Source organism: uncultured Paenibacillus sp. (assembly GCF_963515335.1).
Taxonomy (GTDB): Bacteria; Bacillota; Bacilli; order Paenibacillales; family Paenibacillaceae; genus Paenibacillus_I.
On the sequence record NZ_CAUPYC010000034.1, the window covers coordinates 22,789 to 42,848 of the forward strand.

General features: G+C 60.1%; 20 protein-coding genes. All 20 read left to right on the forward strand.

The window, feature by feature from the left end:
* Positions 1–126: 126 nt before the first annotated feature.
* The 20 genes from RWM61_RS12215 to RWM61_RS12310 all read left to right on the forward strand — a co-directional run bounded on the left by RWM61_RS12215 (position 127) and on the right by RWM61_RS12310 (position 19,901).
* Positions 127–459: a nucleotide pyrophosphohydrolase gene (locus RWM61_RS12215; protein ID WP_314001086.1), complete on the forward strand. Its 333-nt coding sequence runs from the start codon at positions 127–129 to the stop codon at positions 457–459.
* 69 nt (positions 460–528) lie between these two features.
* The gene (locus RWM61_RS12220; protein WP_314001088.1) at positions 529–1,065 is read left to right on the forward strand and encodes a tetratricopeptide repeat protein; all 537 of its coding nucleotides are present in this window, start codon (positions 529–531) and stop codon (positions 1,063–1,065) included.
* 38 nt (positions 1,066–1,103) lie between these two features.
* Positions 1,104–1,907: a 4-hydroxy-tetrahydrodipicolinate reductase gene (gene dapB, locus RWM61_RS12225; protein WP_314001090.1), complete on the forward strand. Its 804-nt coding sequence runs from the start codon at positions 1,104–1,106 to the stop codon at positions 1,905–1,907.
* A 75-nt stretch (positions 1,908–1,982) separates the two neighbouring features.
* Positions 1,983–2,405, forward strand: a complete 423-nt coding sequence (gene mgsA, locus RWM61_RS12230; protein WP_314001122.1) for a methylglyoxal synthase — start codon at positions 1,983–1,985, stop codon at positions 2,403–2,405.
* On the forward strand, positions 2,402–3,097 hold the full coding sequence (bshB1, locus tag RWM61_RS12235) for a bacillithiol biosynthesis deacetylase BshB1 (protein WP_314001092.1): 696 nt from the start codon (positions 2,402–2,404) through the stop codon (positions 3,095–3,097). The genes mgsA and bshB1 overlap by 4 nt, the downstream gene beginning before the upstream one ends.
* 54 nt (positions 3,098–3,151) lie before the next feature.
* Positions 3,152–4,312 (forward strand): N-acetyl-alpha-D-glucosaminyl L-malate synthase BshA, encoded by a 1,161-nt coding sequence (bshA, locus tag RWM61_RS12240; protein WP_314001094.1) that lies wholly within the window; start codon positions 3,152–3,154, stop codon positions 4,310–4,312.
* Positions 4,313–4,349: 37 nt separating this feature from the next.
* The gene (locus tag RWM61_RS12245; RefSeq protein ID WP_314001124.1) at positions 4,350–5,609 is read left to right on the forward strand and encodes a CCA tRNA nucleotidyltransferase; all 1,260 of its coding nucleotides are present in this window, start codon (positions 4,350–4,352) and stop codon (positions 5,607–5,609) included.
* Positions 5,606–6,610 (forward strand): biotin--[acetyl-CoA-carboxylase] ligase, encoded by a 1,005-nt coding sequence (locus tag RWM61_RS12250; protein WP_314001096.1) that lies wholly within the window; start codon positions 5,606–5,608, stop codon positions 6,608–6,610. The genes RWM61_RS12245 and RWM61_RS12250 overlap by 4 nt, the downstream gene beginning before the upstream one ends.
* A 398-nt stretch (positions 6,611–7,008) precedes the next feature.
* Complete coding sequence (gene panB / locus RWM61_RS12255) at positions 7,009–7,914, forward strand: 3-methyl-2-oxobutanoate hydroxymethyltransferase (protein WP_314001098.1); 906 nt, start codon at positions 7,009–7,011, stop codon at positions 7,912–7,914.
* On the forward strand, positions 7,889–8,758 hold the full coding sequence (gene panC / locus RWM61_RS12260; RefSeq protein WP_314001100.1) for a pantoate--beta-alanine ligase: 870 nt from the start codon (positions 7,889–7,891) through the stop codon (positions 8,756–8,758). Before panB ends, panC begins: the two co-directional genes overlap by 26 nt.
* 19 nt (positions 8,759–8,777) lie before the next feature.
* A complete protein-coding gene (gene panD, locus RWM61_RS12265) occupies positions 8,778–9,161 on the forward strand; it encodes an aspartate 1-decarboxylase (protein ID WP_314001102.1) in 384 nt (127 codons plus the stop codon).
* Positions 9,162–9,321: 160 nt separating this feature from the next.
* On the forward strand, positions 9,322–10,032 hold the full coding sequence (locus RWM61_RS12270) for a hypothetical protein (protein WP_314001104.1): 711 nt from the start codon (positions 9,322–9,324) through the stop codon (positions 10,030–10,032).
* Between the two features lie 14 nt (positions 10,033–10,046).
* Entirely contained in the window at positions 10,047–12,929 is a 2,883-nt protein-coding gene (gene dinG, locus RWM61_RS12275; protein ID WP_314001106.1) for an ATP-dependent DNA helicase DinG, read from the forward strand.
* On the forward strand, positions 12,926–13,579 hold the full coding sequence (locus RWM61_RS12280; protein WP_314001108.1) for a redox-sensing transcriptional repressor Rex: 654 nt from the start codon (positions 12,926–12,928) through the stop codon (positions 13,577–13,579). The genes dinG and RWM61_RS12280 overlap by 4 nt, the downstream gene beginning before the upstream one ends.
* Positions 13,554–14,864: an amidohydrolase gene (locus RWM61_RS12285; protein WP_314001110.1), complete on the forward strand. Its 1,311-nt coding sequence runs from the start codon at positions 13,554–13,556 to the stop codon at positions 14,862–14,864. The genes RWM61_RS12280 and RWM61_RS12285 overlap by 26 nt, the downstream gene beginning before the upstream one ends.
* On the forward strand, positions 14,861–15,385 hold the full coding sequence (locus RWM61_RS12290) for a DUF5590 domain-containing protein (RefSeq protein WP_314001112.1): 525 nt from the start codon (positions 14,861–14,863) through the stop codon (positions 15,383–15,385). The genes RWM61_RS12285 and RWM61_RS12290 overlap by 4 nt, the downstream gene beginning before the upstream one ends.
* Before the next feature lie 214 nt (positions 15,386–15,599).
* Positions 15,600–16,136 (forward strand): hypothetical protein, encoded by a 537-nt coding sequence (locus RWM61_RS12295; protein ID WP_314001114.1) that lies wholly within the window; start codon positions 15,600–15,602, stop codon positions 16,134–16,136.
* Positions 16,129–17,634, forward strand: coding sequence for an AAA family ATPase (locus RWM61_RS12300; RefSeq protein WP_314001116.1), 1,506 nt, complete (start codon positions 16,129–16,131; stop codon positions 17,632–17,634). The genes RWM61_RS12295 and RWM61_RS12300 overlap by 8 nt, the downstream gene beginning before the upstream one ends.
* A 165-nt stretch (positions 17,635–17,799) precedes the next feature.
* The gene (locus tag RWM61_RS12305; RefSeq protein WP_314001118.1) at positions 17,800–18,672 is read left to right on the forward strand and encodes a 3-hydroxyacyl-CoA dehydrogenase NAD-binding domain-containing protein; all 873 of its coding nucleotides are present in this window, start codon (positions 17,800–17,802) and stop codon (positions 18,670–18,672) included.
* Positions 18,669–19,901: an acetate kinase gene (locus RWM61_RS12310; protein ID WP_314001120.1), complete on the forward strand. Its 1,233-nt coding sequence runs from the start codon at positions 18,669–18,671 to the stop codon at positions 19,899–19,901. The genes RWM61_RS12305 and RWM61_RS12310 overlap by 4 nt, the downstream gene beginning before the upstream one ends.
* The last annotated feature ends 159 nt before the right edge of the window (positions 19,902–20,060 follow it).

The following is a 20,060-nucleotide window of genomic DNA, read 5'->3' on the forward strand; positions in this document are numbered from 1 at the left end:
TTCTAGTATGCGTTTTTTTGTCGTTTCGCACTAAGAATAACAGCGTTTGCAGCGGAGGGCAAAGGATTGTTTTCATTTTCGCTTTGCGATAACATAGGATGAGATAACCGGAAAGGATGTCGGACATTGGCAGATAAAACGTTAGCCGACGTTCAGCGCGAGGTGGACGCTTACATATCGCAGTACAAGGAAGGCTATTTCAGTCCGCTTGCGATGCTTGCCCGGCTTAGTGAAGAGGTAGGAGAGCTCGCGCGGGAGATTAACCACAACTTCGGCCCGAAGCCGAAAAAACCGGACGAAGCCGACAATTCGATCGAATTGGAGCTCGGCGACATTCTTTTTATTATAACGTGCTTCGCCAATTCGCTCGGAATCGATCTGGCCGAAGCGCACGACAAGGTCATGCACAAATTCAATACGCGCGATTCGGGCCGTTGGACCAAAAAAGACGGACCGTGAAGCCCGCCCTTAACACTCGCTGTACCCCGGACATATGCTGTAGCATTAGGGTACAAGGAGGTTAGGCGGATGAACGGGGATGAGCATGTCAAACAGGCGTACGAATCGATTCTGCAGGGAGATTACGAGCAGGCGATCCGCTGCTTTGAGCAGGCGATCGACGCGCATCCGGATAATCCGGCGTACCATTACAAGTGCTCGATCACCTGCGCGCGCAGCGCGAAATGGGCGAAGGCCATGGTCCACGCAGAGGAGGCGGAACGCCTCGATCCGGACAACGCCGTCTACGGATACCATCTGCGAACGGTGAAGGCCCGTATGCTCATTGCGGAGGCCGAAGCGACGCTTGCGTCGGACTCGCCCGATTTTCTCGCCGCGATTGAAGCGCTTCGCGAGGCGACGGGGCTCGATCCGCTGTCGGAAGCGGCCTTCCTGATGCTTTCCGCCGCATACGGCGCGCTCGGCCGCTACGGCGAAGCGGCGGCCAGCGCGGAGGAAGCGCTCAAGCTGAATCCGCAGCATGCGGAAGCCGCCCGGCTGCTGGCGGGCGTGCGCCGCAAATGGCGCAAGGAACGGCGGCACAGCGGCGGCAAATCGCGCGGTTGACGCGGTTCATTATTGAAATCGGAACAGGAGATGCGAACATGTCGGAGAAAATACGCGTAGCCGTAGCGGGAGCAACCGGCCGGATGGGCCGTGAAGTGGTGAAAATGGTGCTGCAGGACGAGACGCTGTCCTTATCGGCCGCCGTTGCCCGGTCCGCCGAGCCGGTGGATGCGGGGGCGATGGTCGGCCTTCCCGCCAGCGGCGTCACGGTCGGCCGCAATCTGGAGGAGGCGCTGCGGGGAGGCGGCACGGACGTGCTCGTCGACTTCACTGTTCCCCAAACGGTCTATGACAATACCAGGACCGCTATCATGCACGGCGTCAGGCCGGTCGTCGGCGCGACGGGCTTCACATCCGGGCAGATCGACGAATTGGACAAGCTGTGCGTCAGCCGGGGCATCGGCGGGCTGATCGCGCCGAACTTCTCGATCGGCGCCATTCTGATGATGAGGTTCGCGGCGGAGGCGTCGAAATATTTTCCGGATCTTGAAATTATCGAATATCACGGCGACCAGAAACTGGACGCGCCGTCCGGCACGTCGATCAAGACGGCGGAGCTGATTTCCAAGGCTCGCAAGGAGCACAGACAGGGGAATCCGCTGGAAGAGGAGACGATCGAAGGCGCGCGCGGCGGCTATTACGACGGCTTCCGCATTCACAGCGTCAGGCTGCCCGGCGTCTTCGCGCAGCAGGAGGTTATTTTCGGCGCTTTCGGGCAATCGCTCAAGATCCGCCACGATTCCTATGACCGTGCCGGTTATATGCCGGGCGTCAATACGGCGGTGAAGAAGGTAATGGGCTATACCGGACTTATTTACGGTTTCGAGCATTTGATGGACTAACCTCGCGGGCTTCGGCCGCGCAAGCCGTTCTGGCAGGCAACAGCAGCGACAGGGGGAGTACGGATGAGCAAACAAATGAAAATCGCGTTTATCGCGCATGACCGCAAAAAGGATGAGATGGTGAATTTCGTCATCGCGTACGAGCATGTGTTCAAGGACCACAAGCTGTATTCGACCGGCACGACCGGTCAGCGGATCATGGACCAGACCGGGCTCAAGATTCACCGGTTCATGTCCGGCCCGCTCGGCGGCGACCAGCAGATCGGCGCGCTCGTCGCGCAGAACGAGCTGGATCTGATTATTTTCCTCCGCGACCCGCTTATGGCGCAGCCCCATGAGCCGGATATCATCGCTTTGCTCCGGCTTTGCGACGTGCAGGGAATTCCGGTCGCGACGAACGTCGCCACGGCGGAGCTGCTGACGAACTCGCTCGGGCGCGGGGAATTCGCATGGCGCGAGCTGGTACATAAATACAAGCCCGAGGATTGGCAGCCATGAACGGCTTGGATATGCTCTGCTTCGGCGCCCACCCCGACGATGTCGAAATCGGCATGGGAGGCACGGTCGCCAAGCATGCCTCGGCCGGATTGCGGGTCGGCATATGCGACCTTACCCGTGCGGAGATGTCCTCGAACGGGACGGTGGAGGAGAGGCAAGCCGAGGCGGCGGAGGCATCGGCCGCCCTCGGGCTCGCGTCCCGCTCCTGTCTTGGGCTGCCCGACCGCGGGCTGAGCGGAACGGCCGGGCAGATCGAAGCGGTCGTCCGCGAAATCCGGGCGCACCGGCCGCGCATCGTCTTTGCGCCTTATTGGGACGATCGGCACCCGGACCATAACAGCTGCAGCCGAATCGTCGAGGAGGCGGTGTTCAATGCCAAGCTTCGCCGGTATTTGCCAGATGCTCCGCCGGTACAGGTGGAGCAGCTTGTCTTTTATTACATCAACGACGTGAAGGACGTGGGCCTGGTGGTGGACGTCACCGGCTGCTACGAGCGCAAGCGCAGGGCCCTAGCGGCGTACCGGTCGCAATTCGAGCCGGTTGCGCAAGGCTCGGACCGGGTGGCGACGCCGCTTAACCGGCGGTATGTCGAGAACGTCGAAGCGCGCGACCGTCTGCTCGGCGCTTCGCGGCAGTGGACCTATGCCGAAGGATTCATCCTGAAGCGGCCCTTCGCCGTGGAGCGGTTCTGACAAACAGGCTTCATTCCGGCATGATCAATCACTTGGACCTTTGGGGGTGCGGGCATGGCAAGACCGCTGAAAATCGGCATCACCTGCTATCCGACGCTGGGCGGTTCCGGCGTCGTGGCGACGGAGCTTGGCAAGCTGCTCGCGGAGAAAGGGCACGAAATTCATTTTATTACGCATAGCATCCCTTTCCGCCTCGGCAAATTCCAGCGCAATATTTTTTATCACGAGGTTGAAATCAACGACTATTACGTCTTTCGATATCCGCCCTATGATTTGTCGCTGGCCAGCAAAATGGCGCAGGTCGCCAAAATGCAAAATCTCGACCTGCTTCACGTCCACTATGCCGTCCCTCACGCGATTTGCGCCTATCTGGCTAAGCAGATGGTGGGCGAAGGCCTGAAGACGGTCACCACGCTGCACGGTACCGATATTACGGTGCTGGCCCAAGACGAATCGCTCAAGGATCTGATTCGGCTCGGCATTCATCAGAGCGACGCGGTTACCGCCGTCTCTCGCGATCTGATCCGGGAGACGCAGGAGCTGCTGGACATCGAGCGGCCGATCGATTTGACCTATAATTTCGTCGACAAGCGGATCTATTACCCGCGCGAGTGCACGGGGCTGAGGAGCGAATTCGCGGCGCCCGACGAGAAAATATTGATGCACATCTCCAATTTCCGTCCGGTGAAGCGGGTCGGCGACGTGGTCGATGTGTTCGCCAAGGTGAGCGAGCGGATGCCGGCCAAGCTGCTGCTGGTCGGCGAAGGGCCGGAGCTGTCGCGCATCCAGTGGAAAATCCAGGCGATGGGGTTGCAGGACCGGGTGCATTTTCTCGGCAAGCAGGATGACGTCGCCCAGGTCATTTCGGTCGCAGACCTGATGCTGCTGCCTTCGGAGAAGGAAAGCTTCGGCCTTGTCGCATTGGAAGCGATGGCTTGCGGCGTACCGACGATCGGCTCGCAGGCCGGCGGCATACCGGAGCTCGTTGCGCACGGCGAGACCGGTTACCTGGCACCGATCGGGGATACGGCGCTTATGGCCGATTACGCCATCCGTCTGCTGCGCGATCCCGTTCTTTACGGAGTCGTGAGCAAAGCCTGCCTGCAGCGGGCCAGGACGATGTTCTGCAACGATCTGATCACAACGGAGTATGAGCGCATCTATTATCGCGTCATGGGAGTCGACGCGGATATTCCGCTCCCCGTGTGTGAATAGATAGGAAACGGGAAAGGGGACGGGCGGTTTGCAGGATATGATGCGGCAGGCGGCACCCGTCCTGGGAAGATTGAACGAAGCGGGCTTCGAGGCCTATTATGTAGGCGGTTGCGTCCGCGACGCGGCCCTCGGACGTCCGGTCTCCGACGTCGACATCGCCACCTCGGCCCAGCCGGAACAGGTGGCGGCTTTGTTCGCCAGGACGCTGCCGACCGGACTTCAGCACGGCACGGTAACGGTGCTTGAGGGGGGACGCGCCTACGAGGTGACGACCTTTCGCAAGGAATCGGTTTACGAGCGGCATCGGCGCCCTTCAGAGGTGGCGTTCATCGCCGATTTGCGGGGCGATCTGCAGCGCCGGGATTTTACGATCAACGCGATGGCGATGGACATCTCCGGCGATATCGTCGACCCGTTCGGCGGCAGGGCCGATTTGCAGGACGGCATCATTCGCTGCGTCGGCGATGCGGACCTCCGCTTGCAGGAGGACGCGCTCCGTTTGCTGAGGGGCGTCCGGTTCGCTTCCGTGCTCGGTTACCGCATCGCCAAATCGACCTGGCGCGCCATCGTCCGCCACCGCAAGCTGCTCCGCCATATTGCGATGGAGCGGGTCGGCGTCGAGCTCGACAAAATGCTGGGCGGGCCTTTCCCGAATCGCGCGCTTGAGCTGCTTGAACGGAGCGGCTTATGGCGGGAGACGAAGCTCTCGCCGGTCGGGGAACGGTTCAACGTCCGCTGCCGGCGGGACGCCCAGGATTGGTCCGGGGTCGCGGACACGGATAACCGGTGGGCCGGGGTGCTGCTGGCCGCCGGCATCGCGCCCGATGCGGCGCGCTCGTGGCTCGGCGCCTTCGGGTTCGGCAAGGCGCGGGTCGGCGCCATTATGAACCGGATGGGCCTGCACAAGGAGGCCGTCGAATCGGACGAAACGGGCGAAGCTTTGCGAAGCCGCCCGTTGTGGACGGCGCTCGTCCTGCGCTATGGACGGGACGACGCCGAAGCCTGGCTGTCGCTTATCGGACAGGCTCCGGGGCTTGCAGAGGGCCTTCTGGACGAAGCAGGCGCCGCGCGTCTGGCGGAATGGACGCGCGCGATGCCCGCCGCAACGCTCAAAGAGCTGGCCGTAAACGGCCGTGACTTGAAGGCGTTGGCGGGAACCGGCAAGCAGGGGCCATGGATCAGTGCGCTGCTGAACGAGCTTCTCGCGGCGTGCGCGCGCGGCGACGTTCCGAACGAGAAACAGGCGCTGTTGTCTTCGGCCCGGACACTTCTGCGCAATGCAAAGGAGCTATCATGAGAGAGCGGTTGCTTGGATTATTGGAGGACAGCGACGACCGGTTCGTATCCGGCGAGCTGCTCAGCCGGCAGCTCGGCGTCAGCCGGACGGCGGTATGGAAGCAGATCCGCAAGCTGGAAGACGAAGGTTACACGATCGAGGCTTCAAGAAAACTCGGCTACCGGCTCAGGGGCCGGCCGGACCAGTTAACGCTGCCCGGCCTGCTCACGAAGCTGCGCACCGAAACGTTCGGGAAGCGGATCAAGCTGCTCGACGCCGTCGATTCCACACAGAACGTTGCTCAGCAGCTTGCCGAGGAGGGAGCGCCCGAGGGCACCCTCGTCATTGCCGAGCAGCAGCTGCACGGACGGGGCCGGATGGGACGTTCCTGGATTTCGCCGAAAGGCAAGGGCGTGTGGATGAGCTTCATTCTGCGTCCGTCGATCCCGCTGCCGTTCACGCCGCAGCTTACGCTGTTGGCTGCGGTGGCGCTATGCCGTTCCTTGCGCCGGTTGACCGGACTCGACATCGGCATCAAATGGCCGAACGATCTGCTCGTCGGCGGCAAAAAAATAAGCGGCATCCTGTTGGAATCGAGCGCGGAAGAGGAACGGCTCAAATATGTGATTGCAGGTGTAGGCATCAGCCTGAATCTCGATGCGTCCGATTATTCGCCGGACATGCTCGCGAAAGCCGTTTCGTTGAAGTTGGCCGCGGGCAGGCCGTTCGACAGGTCCGAAACGATCGCGGAGTTCCTGCACGAATTCGAAGAACTGTACCGCTTGTACGGACAGGCGGGCTTCGATCCGATCCGGACGCTGTGGGAGGCGCTGTCGGTATCGATCGGCAAGCCGTGCGTGCTGACGACCCCGCAGGGACTCGTCATCGAGGGAAGCCCGGTGGGCCTGGCCGAGACGGGCGCGCTTCTGGTGAAGCGCGAGGGAGGGAAGGTCGTTCCGGTGTTCTCCGCCGACATGGGGATGACGCAGGAAAGGGACCAGCCGGCCGATCGGGTACAGTGATGCACGGTCAGGACGGTTCGGGCCTGTCCGCCGGACACCTTCCTTTTTATCATACGGTTTGATATACTGAAGGAGCAATGAGGCGGTATCCGAGCGGAACCGCACTCCGTCGCCATCTTTGTCAAAGGCAATCGAATCGAATACTGCGAACGTTCGCTTGAGAAAGCGCACTCTGCTCTGAGCCGTCAAGGACCGAGACAGAAGGAAGCTTCGCATGTTGCGGAATGTTTCTTTTTGCTGATCGGAAACCTTACAGCGGCGGCTGGGAAGGTTTTTTCTGCTTTCCGCGGACAGTTGCGTTTTCCTTATGGGGTCCCCGAAAAGTAATCGAATTGAGCTACAGAGCTTCGCGTCACTTTTTGGGGATTATTTCGCGGACCACTTGGGAGGGACCATGCATGAAGCAGGCGCTTACCGTAACTAAGCTCAAAAAAATGAAACGGGACGGGGAACCGATATCCGTTCTTACCGCATATGATTACCCTTCCGCGAAGCTGGCGGAGGAGGCCGGCATCGACGTCATTCTTGTCGGCGATTCGCTGGGCAATGTGGTTCTCGGCTACGATACGACGATTCCGGTCAAGCTGGAGGACATGATCTATCATTCCCGTGCCGTCCGGCGCGGGGCGCAGGACACGTTCATCGTCACCGACCTGCCGTTCATGACGTACCGGCTGGGTGCCGACAATACGGTCCGCAACGCGGGCCGCATTATGCAGGAGGCCGGCGTGCAGGCGGTTAAGCTGGAGGGCGGCGCCGACATTGCGCACGAAGTGGAAGCGTGCGTGCGCGCAGGCATACCGGTGATGGGCCACATCGGCCTTACCCCGCAATCCGTCCATCAGATCGGCGGCTATAAGGTGCAGGGCAAGGATGATGCCGATGTCCGGCGATTGATCGATGATGCGAAGGCGCTTGAACAGGCGGGAGCGTTCGCGGTCGTCCTGGAGCTCGTTACCGACCGAGCCGCCAAGGCGGTGTCCGAGCAGCTGGCCGTACCGACAATCGGCATCGGGGCCGGAACGGGCTGCGACGGCCAGGTGCTCGTATATCATGATATTTTGCAATATGCTTCGCCTTACCGGGAGAAGCGGTTCGTCAAAACGTACGCCGATCTCGGCACGACGGTTCGCGACGCGATCGGCCGATACGTGCGGGATGTGAAGGGCCGCGAATTTCCGGAGCCCAAACATGGCTTCTCCGAGCCCGGCCAGGAGCGGCAGGGCGCGGTATACGGCGGCGGTACGGGATCGGATGCGCGAAAGGAGAACGAACGGCATGCTGACTTACACCAGCATTCGTGAGCTGCGCGAGCGGCTTCGCGAATGGCGCGAGGCCAACCCGAAAGGCAAGGTCGGGTTCGTCCCGACGATGGGCTTTCTCCACGAAGGGCATGCAAGCCTGATTGAGCGATCTCGAGGCGAGAACGGCTTGACGGTCGTCAGCGTGTTCGTCAATCCGCTGCAATTCGGGCCGAATGAAGATTTTGAACGGTATCCGCGCGATCCCGAACGGGACGCCGCCATATGCGGGCGGGCGGGCGCGGATCTGCTTTTTGCACCGGATGTGCGGGAGATGTACCCGAAGAAAACCATCACCAAAGTGCTGGTCGAGCAGCTGACCGACCGGCTGTGCGGCGCTTCGCGTCCGGGCCATTTCGACGGGGTCGGAACGGTCGTCAGCAAGCTTTTTCACATCGTGCAGCCCGACCGCGCCTATTTCGGCCTGAAGGACGCGCAGCAGGTGGCGGTCATCGAACGGATGGCGGAGGATCTGAACCTGCCGGTTGAGATCGTGCCTTGTCCGACCGTGCGCGAGCCGGACGGGCTCGCGCTCAGCTCGCGCAACGTCTACCTGACGGCGGAGCAGCGGGAGCAGGCGGTTGTGCTGAACGAGGCGCTCGGCAAAGCCGAGGAGTGGCTGGCCGAGCCCGGGATCGACGCAGCCGGGCTGCGTGAGCGGATCGTTGCCTATATCGGCCGGGCGCCTTTGGCCGTGATCGACTATGTCGAGGTATTGACTTATCCGGATTTGCAGCCGCCCGACTCCGTCGCCGCGCTGCACATCGGCCGGGGCAGCCGGATCATCGTCGCCTTGGCCGTCAAATTCGGCGGCACCCGGTTGATCGACAACCGGATTTTCGGATAAAGTAAGGGGAGGGAAACCTGTGTTCAGAACGATGATGAAATCGAAAATACACCGCGCAACCGTCACGGAAGCGAATTTGAATTATGTGGGCAGCATCACGATCGACGAGGATCTGATGGAGCTGACCGATATCTGGGCGAACGAGAAGGTGCAGGTCGTCAACAATAATAACGGCTCGCGCCTGGAGACGTACGTCATACCGGGACCGCGCGGTTCAGGCGTCATCTGCCTCAACGGCGCGGCAGCCCGTCATGCGCAGCCGGGAGATCAGGTCATCATCATTTCCTACGGCTTGATGACGGAGGAGGAGGCGCGCGGCTACAAGCCTAAGGTGGCCATTATGGACGCCGCCAACCGCCCTGTCCGGACGATGACGGAGGAGAAGCACGCGACCATCCTATAACAAGCAGCGCCGCCGGAATACGGGACGGCTTGCTTGATGTGACGCGCCGCGCCGAGTATGAAACGGCCCCGCTTGACAAAGAATGAGCATAACTCGGGCGATGGCCGCGAACGTCCCGGCCGCGCCGTGCGAGTACATTCGTGAAGGTGGGGTGCGTGCTATGCTCCAGCATGTGTTTGCCGTCTTGAACGAACTGCTTGACGACATTATGATCCGTTATCCCGGCGCCACCGACGAGCAGCGAGCACAGATGGAGGAGCAGCTCGCCGTCCTGCAATCGATGAGCGATTCGATGATCGACGGCTGGCTGCAATTGGAGGAGAAGCTGGCGGGCGCGCGGCAGTTCCGAGCGCCCGCAGATTCAGGGGAGGATCCCCTCGCCCCGGCGGCCGATTCGGAAGCGAACGCTTCAATAGGACCGCCGGACGCAAGCCATGCGATGAGCGGCGCAGATGACGGCGAAGAGGCGGAACGCAGCCTGGCCGCCGGCCAAGGTTATTTCAACCTGCTGATGTTCCGGGAGGCTGCCGCGCATTTTCGGCAAACGGTCCGTTTTTGCCCCGATTCCGTCGTTGCCCGTTTATTTTTGGCGATGTCGCACCTGCACCTGCGCGAGTGGGAGGAGGCGCAGCGCCATTTTCAGCTGATTGTCCGTTGGACCAGCCATCCGAAATGGAAGGCGCTCGGCTTGAATGCGCTCGGCTGCATTCAGGCGGTACGGGCGAACATGGAACAGGCCGAGAAATATTTCGCGCAAGCGTTCGAGGCCGACCCGACATTCGACGGGGCCGCCCGCAACCTGACGAGCTGCAGGTCGAGCGCCGGCAAGCTGTCGCTTTACTTCGGCAGCGCCGAACTCAGTTGTATGTGAGAGGATCGAACCGAATGAAATTTGCAGTATTGGATTTGGAAACGACCGGCAACAGCGGGGCCGTTGACGATATTATCCAGGTCGGAATCGTGATGCTGGACGAGGCGCTGAACGTGACGGGAACGTACGCGTCCTTCGTGCGTCCGCGCGTCCCGATTCCCCCTTTTATCACCCAATTGACCGGCATTGCGGACGGCGATGTACAGGATGCGCCCGAGCTGGATGACGTCCTTCTGGACGTTATTCCGTTGCTCGACGACGCCTTGCTTGTCGCCCATAATGTCGGTTTTGACGCGGGTTTTTTGAACAGTGCGCTCGACCGGTGCGGTTATGTGCCGTTTACCGGCCGCCGGCTCGATACGCTCGATTTGCTGCGTATCCTGTACCCTTCGCTCACATCGTATCAGCTCGGGGCCGTATCCGAAGCGTTCGCCATCGCGCACGACCGGCATCACCGGGCGGACAGCGACGCGATGGCGACCGCGATCATTTTCCGGATGTGCGTCGAGAAGCTGCGGGCACTCCCGCTTCTCACGCTTCAGCGGCTCGCCCGTTTCTTTGAAGAAGGGCAAGAGGACCTGGCATGGATCGTCAAGGACGCGCTCACGCGCAAGGAGCGGGAAACGTCGATCGACGAGGACGCATTCGCTTACTTCCGCCAATTCACGCTTAAGGTCGGCGACTGGACGGAGGAAACGCCGCCGCGCTATGACGATGCCGAAGCGGAGGAACTGCTGCTGCGAGTCGACTTCGATACGTTTCTGGAACAAGTGAAAAGCTCGTTCGAGCAGCATGTCCAGGGCTATGAAGCGCGCGAGCCGCAGAACCGGATGTTCCGGGAAGTATACGGCGCACTGGAGGACGACAAGCATTTGCTGATCGAGGCGGGCACCGGCACCGGCAAGTCTCTCGGCTATTTGATCCCCGCTCTCTACTATGGTATCCAACAAGGCAAGAAGATAGTCGTCAGCACGCATACGATCAATCTGCAGGAGCAGCTGAGGGAGCGGGACGTGCCGCTGCTTCAACGGGTGCTCCCGGTGCCGTTTAAGGCCGCCGTTTTCAAGGGCAGGGGCCATTATTTATGCCTCCGCAAGTTTGAAGGCAAAGTGAATATGCACGATTTCGCATCGCCTGGTGAGGACCGGATTACCGCCGCCCAAATGATCGTTTGGCTGGGAGAGACGGAACACGGCGATCAGGAGGAGTTGAATCTCGGCAACAGGGGCGGCGATTTCTGGGATACGGTGGCAAGCGACGCCGACTCCTGCCTGAACCGGCAATGTCCGTGGTTCAAGCGGTGCTTTTACCATCGGGCGAAGCAGGAGGCGAATCTGGCGGATGTGGTCATCACGAACCATTCGATGCTGTTCACCGACATCCGCGCCGACCATCGGTTGCTGCCCTCTTACGATCACCTGATCGTCGACGAGGCGCATCATTTGGAGGAAGTGGCCGGCAAGCATCTGGGGATGCAGCTGTCCTACTTCGGCCTTCCGCACCCGCTGCAGCGATTGTGCAAGGATGCGAGAACCGGCATGATTCATCAGCTCAAGCTGCTGCTGCTTGCCGAAGGGGACGAACGCGCGCAGGCATGGGCGGAGGCGATCGACGCGGCGGCGCCCGTGTTCGGCGAAGTTCGCGAGCATTGGGATCAGCTGTTCGATCTGTTCTTCGGGCTGACCGCCGCCGTCAAAGACGGAGCCGAACCCGGGCAGTCGGTCGTGCGGATGAAAAGCGACAAGCTGCCGGAAGGCTGGTCGTACGTGCGGACCGCGGAGGCGAACGTGTATGCGGGCCTAAACGAAATCGTAAAGGCGCTCGACAAGCTGTCCGCGGATGTGAAAGACCGGATAGACGACACCGCGATCCAGGGCCTGCTGACGGACATGAACGGAAGCGTCAAGGATCTGGCGCGAATCCGGGATGAGCTGCGGACTTTCGTCAGGCTCGATGACGGCGGTACGGTATACTGGATGGAGGCAAGCCCCGCTTACAAGGCCAAATCAGTGCATTTGTTCGCGGTGCCGGCCGACGTGAGCGGCCAATTGAAACAGTATTTCTTCGACGTCAAGCGCAGCGTCGTCATGACGTCGGCAACGTTGTCGGTGCAAAAATCGTTCCAGTATGCCTGCGAGCAGCTCGGCCTGGAAGAAGCGGGCAAAAGCGGCCGGCTCGCAACGGTGCAGCTGGAGTCGCCGTTCAATTACCGTGACCAGGCGCTCGTCGTCATTCCGCGCAACTTCCCGGGGCTGAAGGGGGCCTCGGGCGATCCGGAGTTCGTCGGCGCGCTTGTCCGCTCGCTGGCGGAAACGGCGCTCGAAACGAACGGCCGGATGCTTGTGCTGTTCACCTCATACCGCATGCTGAGGCAGGTATACGACCCGCTCAAGGAAGCGCTGGCCGCTGCCGGCATTCAGGTAATCGGCCAAGGCGTCGACAGCGGCAGCCGCAGCAAGCTGACCCGTCGGTTTCAGCAGCAGCAGTCGTCAGTTCTGCTCGGAACGAGCAGCTTCTGGGAAGGGGTGGACATTCCGGGCGACGCGCTCACCTGTCTGGCGATCGTCAGGCTTCCGTTTCAGCCTCCGAACCATCCGCTGCTTGAGGCGAAGGCGGAAATGCTGCAGCAGGAAAAGCAAAATCCGTTCATGAAGCTGTCCGTGCCGCAAGCGGTCATCCGCTTCAAGCAAGGCTTCGGACGATTGGTTAGAACCGCGCAGGACCGCGGTATCGTCCTTATTTACGATACCCGTGTTATTGAAACGTATTACGGCAAATACTTCTTGTATTCGCTGCCGGGTCCGAAGATCGAGCACATGCATCTGGACCAGATCGTGCCTCGGATCAGAGAATGGCTGGAGCCGGCGGTACAAATCGGCGAGGGGGCAGAGCGGTGAAACAGATCAAGATTTCAGAGGCGGTCGTAAGACGGCTGCCGATTTATTTGCATGTGCTGAACGAGCTGCTGCGCAGCGAGGTGCAGACGGTATCGTCGCAGGAACTCGGACAGAAGCTTGACTTGAACCCGGCGCAAATCCGCAAGGATCTCGCTTATTTCGGCGAATTCGGCCGCAAGGGAATCGGGTACGACGTTTCTTACCTGATCGAGAAAATCCGCCAGATTCTCAAGCTCGATCAACCGCTTAACGTCGGCTTGGTCGGAGCGGGCAATCTCGGGCATGCGCTGTGCAATTATAATACGTATATCAAGGACAACATGAAAATCGTCGCCGTATTCGACGCGCATCCGTCCAAGGTGGGCACCCGGATCAACTGCATGACCGTCCAGCCGATGGACGAGCTGAGGCGGACGGTCGACGAGCTGCAAATCCGCATCGGCATCATAACCGTTCCGGCCGCCGAGGCGCAGAACGTGGCGGATCGGCTGGTGCAGGCGGGCGTGGAAGGCATCTTGAACTTCGCGCCCGCGATCCTGAAGGTGCAGGGGGATGTGCGGATCCACCACGCGGATTTTACGACGGAGCTGTTGAGCTTGGCCTATTACCTGGAAAACGGAGCGGATGGCGATGAAGAAGTGGTGGATTGAGAACGGAACGTTCGTCACGATGGACGAGGCGAGCCGGGTCGTGCAGGGGCATCTGGTCGTCGAAGGCGACCGGATCGCGTATATCGGCGAAGCGCACCCGGGGAGTCTTGTCGACGGCGCCCATAAGGTGAACGGCGGCGGCCTGTTGTTCATGCCGGGTTTGATCAATACCCACGGGCATGCGGCCATGACGCTGCTGCGCGGCGTGGCGGACGACATGGTGCTGCAGGAATGGCTGGCGGCGAAAATTTGGCCGATGGAAGGCCGCTATACGGCCGAGGACGTACGTTGGGGCGCGTCGCTGGCGGCGCTCGAAATGCTGAAAAGCGGCACAACCGCCTTCGTCGACATGTACGACCATATGGATGAGGTGGCGCAGGTCGTCGAAGCGTCGGGCATGCGCGGCGTGCTGATGCGCGGTGTGATCGGGCTCTGTCCGGAGGATGTGCAGCGGGAAAAGCTGGCCGAGGCGGTGCGGTTCGCGCGCAATTGGCACGGCAAGGCAAACGGGCGAATAACGGCCGTCATGTCGCCTCACTCGCCTTATACTTGCCCGCCGGCCCTTATCGAGCAGTTCGTGCAGGCGGCCCACGACCTGGATCTGCCGCTGCATACTCACATGTCGGAAACGGCGGCCGAGGTGGAGCAAAATGTCCGCGAGTACGGTCTGCGGCCCGCCCTGCATCTCGACAAGCTCGGCTTCTTCTCCCGTCCGTCGCTGGTCGCGCATGCCGTCCACCTGACCGATGACGAGATCGTGCTTCTGGCCGAGCGGGGAGTCGGCGTCGCCCACAACCCGGCCAGCAACCTGAAGCTGGCGAGCGGCGTGGCGCGCGTGCCGGCGATGCTGGCGGCCGGCATTACGGTAGGGCTTGCCACGGACGGCGCGGCAAGCAACAACAATCTGGATATGTTCGATGAGATCCGCCTCGCGGCGCTCATCCATAAAGGCGTGTCCGGCGACCCGACCGCCGTGCCGGCGCTTGAGGCGCTTCGGATGGGCACCGTCTGCGGGGCCAAGGCGATCTGGCAGCAGGGTCGTGTCGGTATGCTGAAGGCCGGCATGAAGGCCGATTTCATCGCGCTTGATTTTGAGCAGCCGCATTTCTATCCCCACACCGATCCGGTATCCCATCTCGTATACGCCGGCAACGGGCGGGACGTCCGCCACGTCTGGGTCGACGGCGTCCAGGTGGTGGACAACCGGCGCTGCACGGGGCTCGATGAGGAGAAAATCCGGGTCGAAGCGCAGCGCTGCTACGAAAGGCTGAGCTCGGCGATATGAGGGCGAGAACCAGACGACCGGGCTTCATGACGCCGAGGCGATGGACGGTGCTGGGTATTTTGGCTCTTGTCCTCATCCTGCTGCTGCTGAATTTGTATATGCAGTGGGTTCAATCCGGTTATCGGCAGGAAGAGCAGGCAGCCGAACGGACCGCGAAAGCCGAAACCGGGCTCGCCGAAGTGACCAAGGCCGACAAATTCGTATGGGAGGAAACGGCCTGGGTGTTTCAAGGCACGGATCAAGCCGGCGAGCGCTTGTTCGTTTGGGTAACCGGGAAAGGCGCCGAGGCCGTAAAAGCCGATGACGGCTACCCGCGCGCGCAATTGAAAGCGGATGTGCTGAGGGAATTGCCCGACGCGAAATTGATTCGCATCCGACCGGGACTCGTGGACGGAAAGAAGGTTTGGGAAGTGTACTACAGCCGGGAGTTGAATGTGAAGCGGCATTATTATGCGTTTTACGGCTTTGAGGACGGCCGGAACATCGTAACTTATACGCTTCCGGTGAGAACGTCGGGGTAAAGCTGCCGACTAACTAACAGGTATCAACGGATAGGCGTCCGTCGAAACCTGTTTTTTTCTAATTACATATTCATTACAGTGTTCATACTCTGTCCAAATATGATATACTCTGATATAGCAAAAATGATGTATAATAGTTGTACACATGAAAGGATAACGGCCGTGTCCTGTTTGCGGGATGCGGTTGATCTTTGGAAAGGGGCTTACTACTGCTATGAAAAACTTGCGTCCGTTGCCCATCGTTCTGACTGCGGCCATTTCCGGTGCCGTATTGTTCGGCGGATGGTTCGCCTACGCCGAGCTTGCCGTGGAAAAGCCGCTTAAACAAACCATTGCGGCCGTCGAAGGCGTCGCGTATGCCAAGCCTGTCGTCTCGAACGACAAGGTGACGGTCGAGCTTCAGCTTGACCGCGAAGCCGATCTGAGATCGGTTTACGATCAAATTCGCAAAGAAGGCGCCTCCGCGATCGGAAGCCGTGAACTTATACTGGATATCAAGCAACAAGACGATGCCGGGCTGGAGCGGATCTGGTCCTCGGTGCTGTTCGATCTGGCACAGGCGATGGAAAACCGTCAATATGCCGAAATACCGGCGGCGGCGGACAAGCTGATGAAGGCCAATAAAGGGCTGTCCGTCGATACTGAAATGGATGAGACGAATGTCTATTTGACGCTGCGTTTGAACGATTCGGTAAAATACGTCATCCTGCCGAGAATTCCCGACAGCATGGGGGTGTGGCCGAATGCTTAAATACGCCAGGGAAATCGCCATCGGCTTCGCTCCCGTCGTTTTTGCCTTTCTGTTTTTCCGCGGGGTCAATATCGCACCGCTGCTGTTCGCAGCGGCTGTTGCCGGCTTGCTGCTGTACGCCTTGCGAGCGAAGGGCGGAAGCCTGGCGAAGGCGGCCGGCGGCCGCAAAACGGTCAGCCGTCCTCCCGCGCCGCTGTCCTTCGATGAGATCGGCGGCCAGGAGCGGGCCAAGCAGGAATTGATTGAAGCGCTCGATTTTATCGTCAAGCCGGAGGAAATCGCCAAATTCGGCATCCGTCCGTTGAAAGGGATTTTGCTAACGGGGCCTCCGGGAACCGGCAAGACGCTGCTGGCCAAAGCGGCCGCGACTTACTCGGATTCGGTGTATGTGGCGGCTTCGGGCAGCGAGTTCGTTGAGATGTATGTCGGCGTCGGCGCGAGCCGCATCCGGGAGCTGTTCAACGAAGCGCGGCAGAAAGCGCTGAAAAGCGGCAAAAACAGCGCCGTCATTTTCATCGATGAAATCGATGTGATCGGCGGTAAACGGGACGGCGGACAGCATCGGGAATACGATCAGACGTTGAACCAGCTGCTTACCGAAATGGACGGCATTCACACAAACGAAACGCCTCGCGTGCTGCTGATCGCGGCGACCAACCGGAAGGATACGCTCGACAGCGCGCTGCTGCGTCCCGGACGTTTTGACCGCCATATTGCGGTCGATCTGCCGGACAAAAAGGGACGCAGCCACATTTTATCGATCCATGCCCGCAACAAGCCGCTGGACGACCTTGTCGACTTGAACAAAATCGCCGAGGAATCGTTCAACTTCTCCGGCGCCCAGCTGGAGAGCGTCATGAATGAAGCGGCTATCTATGCGATGCGCGAGCAGAGCGAACGGATCGGGCAGCGGCATTTGTCGATGGCGATCGACAAGGTGATGATGGGCGAGAAAACGGACCGCGAGTCGACCCGGGAAGAGCGGGAGCGGATCGCGCTGCACGAGCTTGGCCATGCCATCGCCGCCGAGCGCGTCCGCCCGGGCAGCGTATCCACCGTGGCGTTGTCGCCGCGCGGACAAGCGCTCGGTTATGTTCGCCACAATCCGCAGCAGGAGCAATATTTGTATACGCGCGAGTATTTGGAAGCCCAGATTATGATCTGCCTCGGCGGAGCGGCGGCTGAAGAGCTGTTCTACGGCTCCCGCAGCACCGGCTCTCGCGGCGATTTCGACCAGGCGATGAACATCGTCCGCACGATGGCCGAATCCGGCTTGACCGAGCTCGGGATCGTCGACAACAGCATGATTACGCCCGAAGGCTGGGCGGCGGTCATGCGCAGCACGCTCGATGTGCTGATGGAACGCACGAAGGCGCTGTTGGATGAGAACCGTCCGGTATTCGAGCGCTCGCTGGATATTCTGATGAAGGAAGAGACGCTCAGCGGCGACCGTTTCCGTACGTTCCTGCAAGACGGAGAGCGCGCCCAAAGCGCTTGACGCTTTGCATTCGCTCGGTTCCGGCTCCAAGCCATTCGTTACAGAATTATGACAAGAGAAGGTTGTCCTTTCGGACGCCTTCTTTTTTGTATTCAGGGTAAGGTATAATGTAGAGGACTTTACAGCTCGTTCATACCGAATAAATGGCAAAGCAGGTGAACATCCATGACGATCCGCAAAGTCGGAGTCGTAGGCGCGGGAACAATGGGACAAGGAATCGCAGAAATGCTGGCATTCAAAGGGCTGGATGTCGAATTGGTGGAGCGCTCGCCGGAACAGGCGCAGCTGTCCTTGCAGCATATAGCGCACAGCCTTGACAAGCAGATTGAGAAATGGGCATTGACGCAGGCCGAGAAAAAGCTCGTTCTCAGCCGCATCAAGTCTGTCGATACGCTGTCCGGTCTGGAAGATTGCGAAATCGTAATCGAGACGATTACCGAGGACCTGGACATGAAAAAGGCGATTTTCGCGGAGCTTGACCGTTACTGCGGTCCGGAGGTTATTTTGGCAAGCAACACCTCCACGCTCAGCTTGACGGAGCTGGCCGGCGTCACCGGGCACCCGGAACGCGTCATCGGCATGCATTTCGTATATCCCGTCATCAAGACCAATCTGGTCGAAATCGTTCGCGGACTCAAGACTTCGGACACGACGTTCGGCAGAACGAAGCATTTCATCGAGCAGGTGATCGAGAAAAAGGGCGTCATGGTATTCGAATCGCCCGGCTTCGTCACCACGCGTCTCATTTGCTTGTTTATCAATGAGGCGCTGCACGTACTGGAGGAAGGGGTCGCTTCGGCCGAGGATATCGACAGCGCGATGCGGATCGGTTATTCGTTCCAGCACGGGCCGTTCGAGATGGCCGACCGCTTCGGGCTCGACGCGGTTCTCGCCGCACTCGAGCGCATGTTCCGAGAATACGGGGAGCTGAAATACAGGCCGTCGATCGTGCTGAAAAAGATGGTCCGCGCCGGCCATTTGGGCGTCAAGTCGGGCGTCGGCTTTTTCAAATACGATAAGGATGGGGACAGGGCATGAAAATACTCGTCATCAACGCGGGCAGTTCTTCGCTTAAATATCAGTTGTACGACATGTCGGACGAATCCGTGCTGGCCAGCGGCAGGGTGGAGCGGATCGGAATGGACTCGTCGATCGTCACCCACGAGCCGGCGGACAAGCCCGAGGTGCGGGACGTCCAGGAAATTCTCGACCACGTGACCGCCGTCAAGCGGGTCATCGACCTGCTCGTTTCGCCGCGGCACGGCGTGATCGGCTCGATGGAAGAGATCGACGCAGTCGGGCATCGCGTCGTGCACGGCGGCGAGTCATTCAAGGAATCCGTGCTGGTGACTCCGGACGTCAAGCTGGAAATCCGCAATTTGTTCGATCTCGCGCCGCTTCACAATCCGGCCCATATGATGGGGATCAACGCGGTTGAGTCGAACCTGCCGGGCGTGCCGCAGGCGGTCGTATTCGATACCGCTTTTCACCAGACGATGCCGAATGTCGCTTACTTATACCCGATTCCGATGGTGCTGTATCGCAGGCATAAGATCCGCCGCTACGGCTTTCACGGCACATCGCACAACTATGTGAGCGAGCAGGCGGCCAAGGTGCTCGGGCAGCCGCTCGAATCGTTGAAAATGATCACCTGCCATATCGGCAACGGCGCGAGCTGCACGGCCATTCTGGACGGCAAATCGGTCGATACGAGCATGGGGATGACGCCGCTCGAAGGGCTCATGATGGGGACGCGCAGCGGCGATCTCGATCCGGCTATCGTGCCGTTCACGATGAACAAGGAGGACCTGACGCTGAGCGAGGTCAACTCCATGCTGAACAAACATTCGGGTCTTCTGGCCATTTCCGGCGTCAGCAGCGACATGCGTGAAATCGTCGAAGGGATGGAGGAAGGCGATAAAAATGCGAAGCTGGCGTTCGATATGTACACGTATCGGCTTCGCAAATATATCGGGGCTTACGCGGCGGCAATGAACGGGGTGGATACGATCGTGTTCACGGCCGGCGCAGGCGAGAATTCGGTCGCTCTCCGCAAGGCGGTGTGCGACGGGCTGACGTTCCTCGGCCTCCGGCTGGATGACGAGCTCAATGCGCAGCGCTCGAAGCAGCCGCGCGTCATTTCGGCGCCGGGCTCGGCCGTTCGCGTGCTGGTCGTACCGACGAACGAGGAGCTGATCATCGCCCGGGACACGTTCCGGCTGGCGATGGCCGCGGCCGAAGTCTCGGAGTCAGCCGCCGCCGAGTGATTTCGTCCGTTATTTAGTTGTTGTTTTTATAATGGGGTTATGGCGAAGGTTGTTCGGAGAGAAGCACACTTATTCGATCCGGTTTCGCGCTGTTTTTTGGGGTGTAATCCCCAAATTGCAGCGGAGGTTGTTCGGGGGAAGAGCGACTTGTTTGTGGCC

What these genes read in the sequence shown, in the direction of transcription:
- bshB1 (WP_314001092.1), top strand. Translation starts at nt 2,402, where the DNA reads ATGAACGGCTTGGATATGCTCTGCTTCGGCGCCCACCCCGACGATGTC.
- RWM61_RS12250 (WP_314001096.1), top strand. Translation starts at nt 5,606, where the DNA reads ATGAGAGAGCGGTTGCTTGGATTATTGGAGGACAGCGACGACCGGTTC.
- RWM61_RS12245 (WP_314001124.1), top strand. Translation starts at nt 4,350, where the DNA reads ATGATGCGGCAGGCGGCACCCGTCCTGGGAAGATTGAACGAAGCGGGC.
- RWM61_RS12285 (WP_314001110.1), top strand. Translation starts at nt 13,554, where the DNA reads ATGGCGATGAAGAAGTGGTGGATTGAGAACGGAACGTTCGTCACGATG.
- RWM61_RS12270 (WP_314001104.1), top strand. Translation starts at nt 9,322, where the DNA reads ATGCTCCAGCATGTGTTTGCCGTCTTGAACGAACTGCTTGACGACATT.
- bshA (WP_314001094.1), top strand. Translation starts at nt 3,152, where the DNA reads ATGGCAAGACCGCTGAAAATCGGCATCACCTGCTATCCGACGCTGGGC.
- RWM61_RS12305 (WP_314001118.1), top strand. Translation starts at nt 17,800, where the DNA reads ATGACGATCCGCAAAGTCGGAGTCGTAGGCGCGGGAACAATGGGACAA.
- mgsA (WP_314001122.1), top strand. Translation starts at nt 1,983, where the DNA reads ATGAAAATCGCGTTTATCGCGCATGACCGCAAAAAGGATGAGATGGTG.
- RWM61_RS12220 (WP_314001088.1), top strand. Translation starts at nt 529, where the DNA reads ATGAACGGGGATGAGCATGTCAAACAGGCGTACGAATCGATTCTGCAG.
- RWM61_RS12310 (WP_314001120.1), top strand. Translation starts at nt 18,669, where the DNA reads ATGAAAATACTCGTCATCAACGCGGGCAGTTCTTCGCTTAAATATCAG.
- panB (WP_314001098.1), top strand. Translation starts at nt 7,009, where the DNA reads ATGAAGCAGGCGCTTACCGTAACTAAGCTCAAAAAAATGAAACGGGAC.
- RWM61_RS12290 (WP_314001112.1), top strand. Translation starts at nt 14,861, where the DNA reads ATGAGGGCGAGAACCAGACGACCGGGCTTCATGACGCCGAGGCGATGG.
- RWM61_RS12300 (WP_314001116.1), top strand. Translation starts at nt 16,129, where the DNA reads ATGCTTAAATACGCCAGGGAAATCGCCATCGGCTTCGCTCCCGTCGTT.
- dapB (WP_314001090.1), top strand. Translation starts at nt 1,104, where the DNA reads ATGTCGGAGAAAATACGCGTAGCCGTAGCGGGAGCAACCGGCCGGATG.
- panC (WP_314001100.1), top strand. Translation starts at nt 7,889, where the DNA reads ATGCTGACTTACACCAGCATTCGTGAGCTGCGCGAGCGGCTTCGCGAA.
- RWM61_RS12295 (WP_314001114.1), top strand. Translation starts at nt 15,600, where the DNA reads ATGAAAAACTTGCGTCCGTTGCCCATCGTTCTGACTGCGGCCATTTCC.
- dinG (WP_314001106.1), top strand. Translation starts at nt 10,047, where the DNA reads ATGAAATTTGCAGTATTGGATTTGGAAACGACCGGCAACAGCGGGGCC.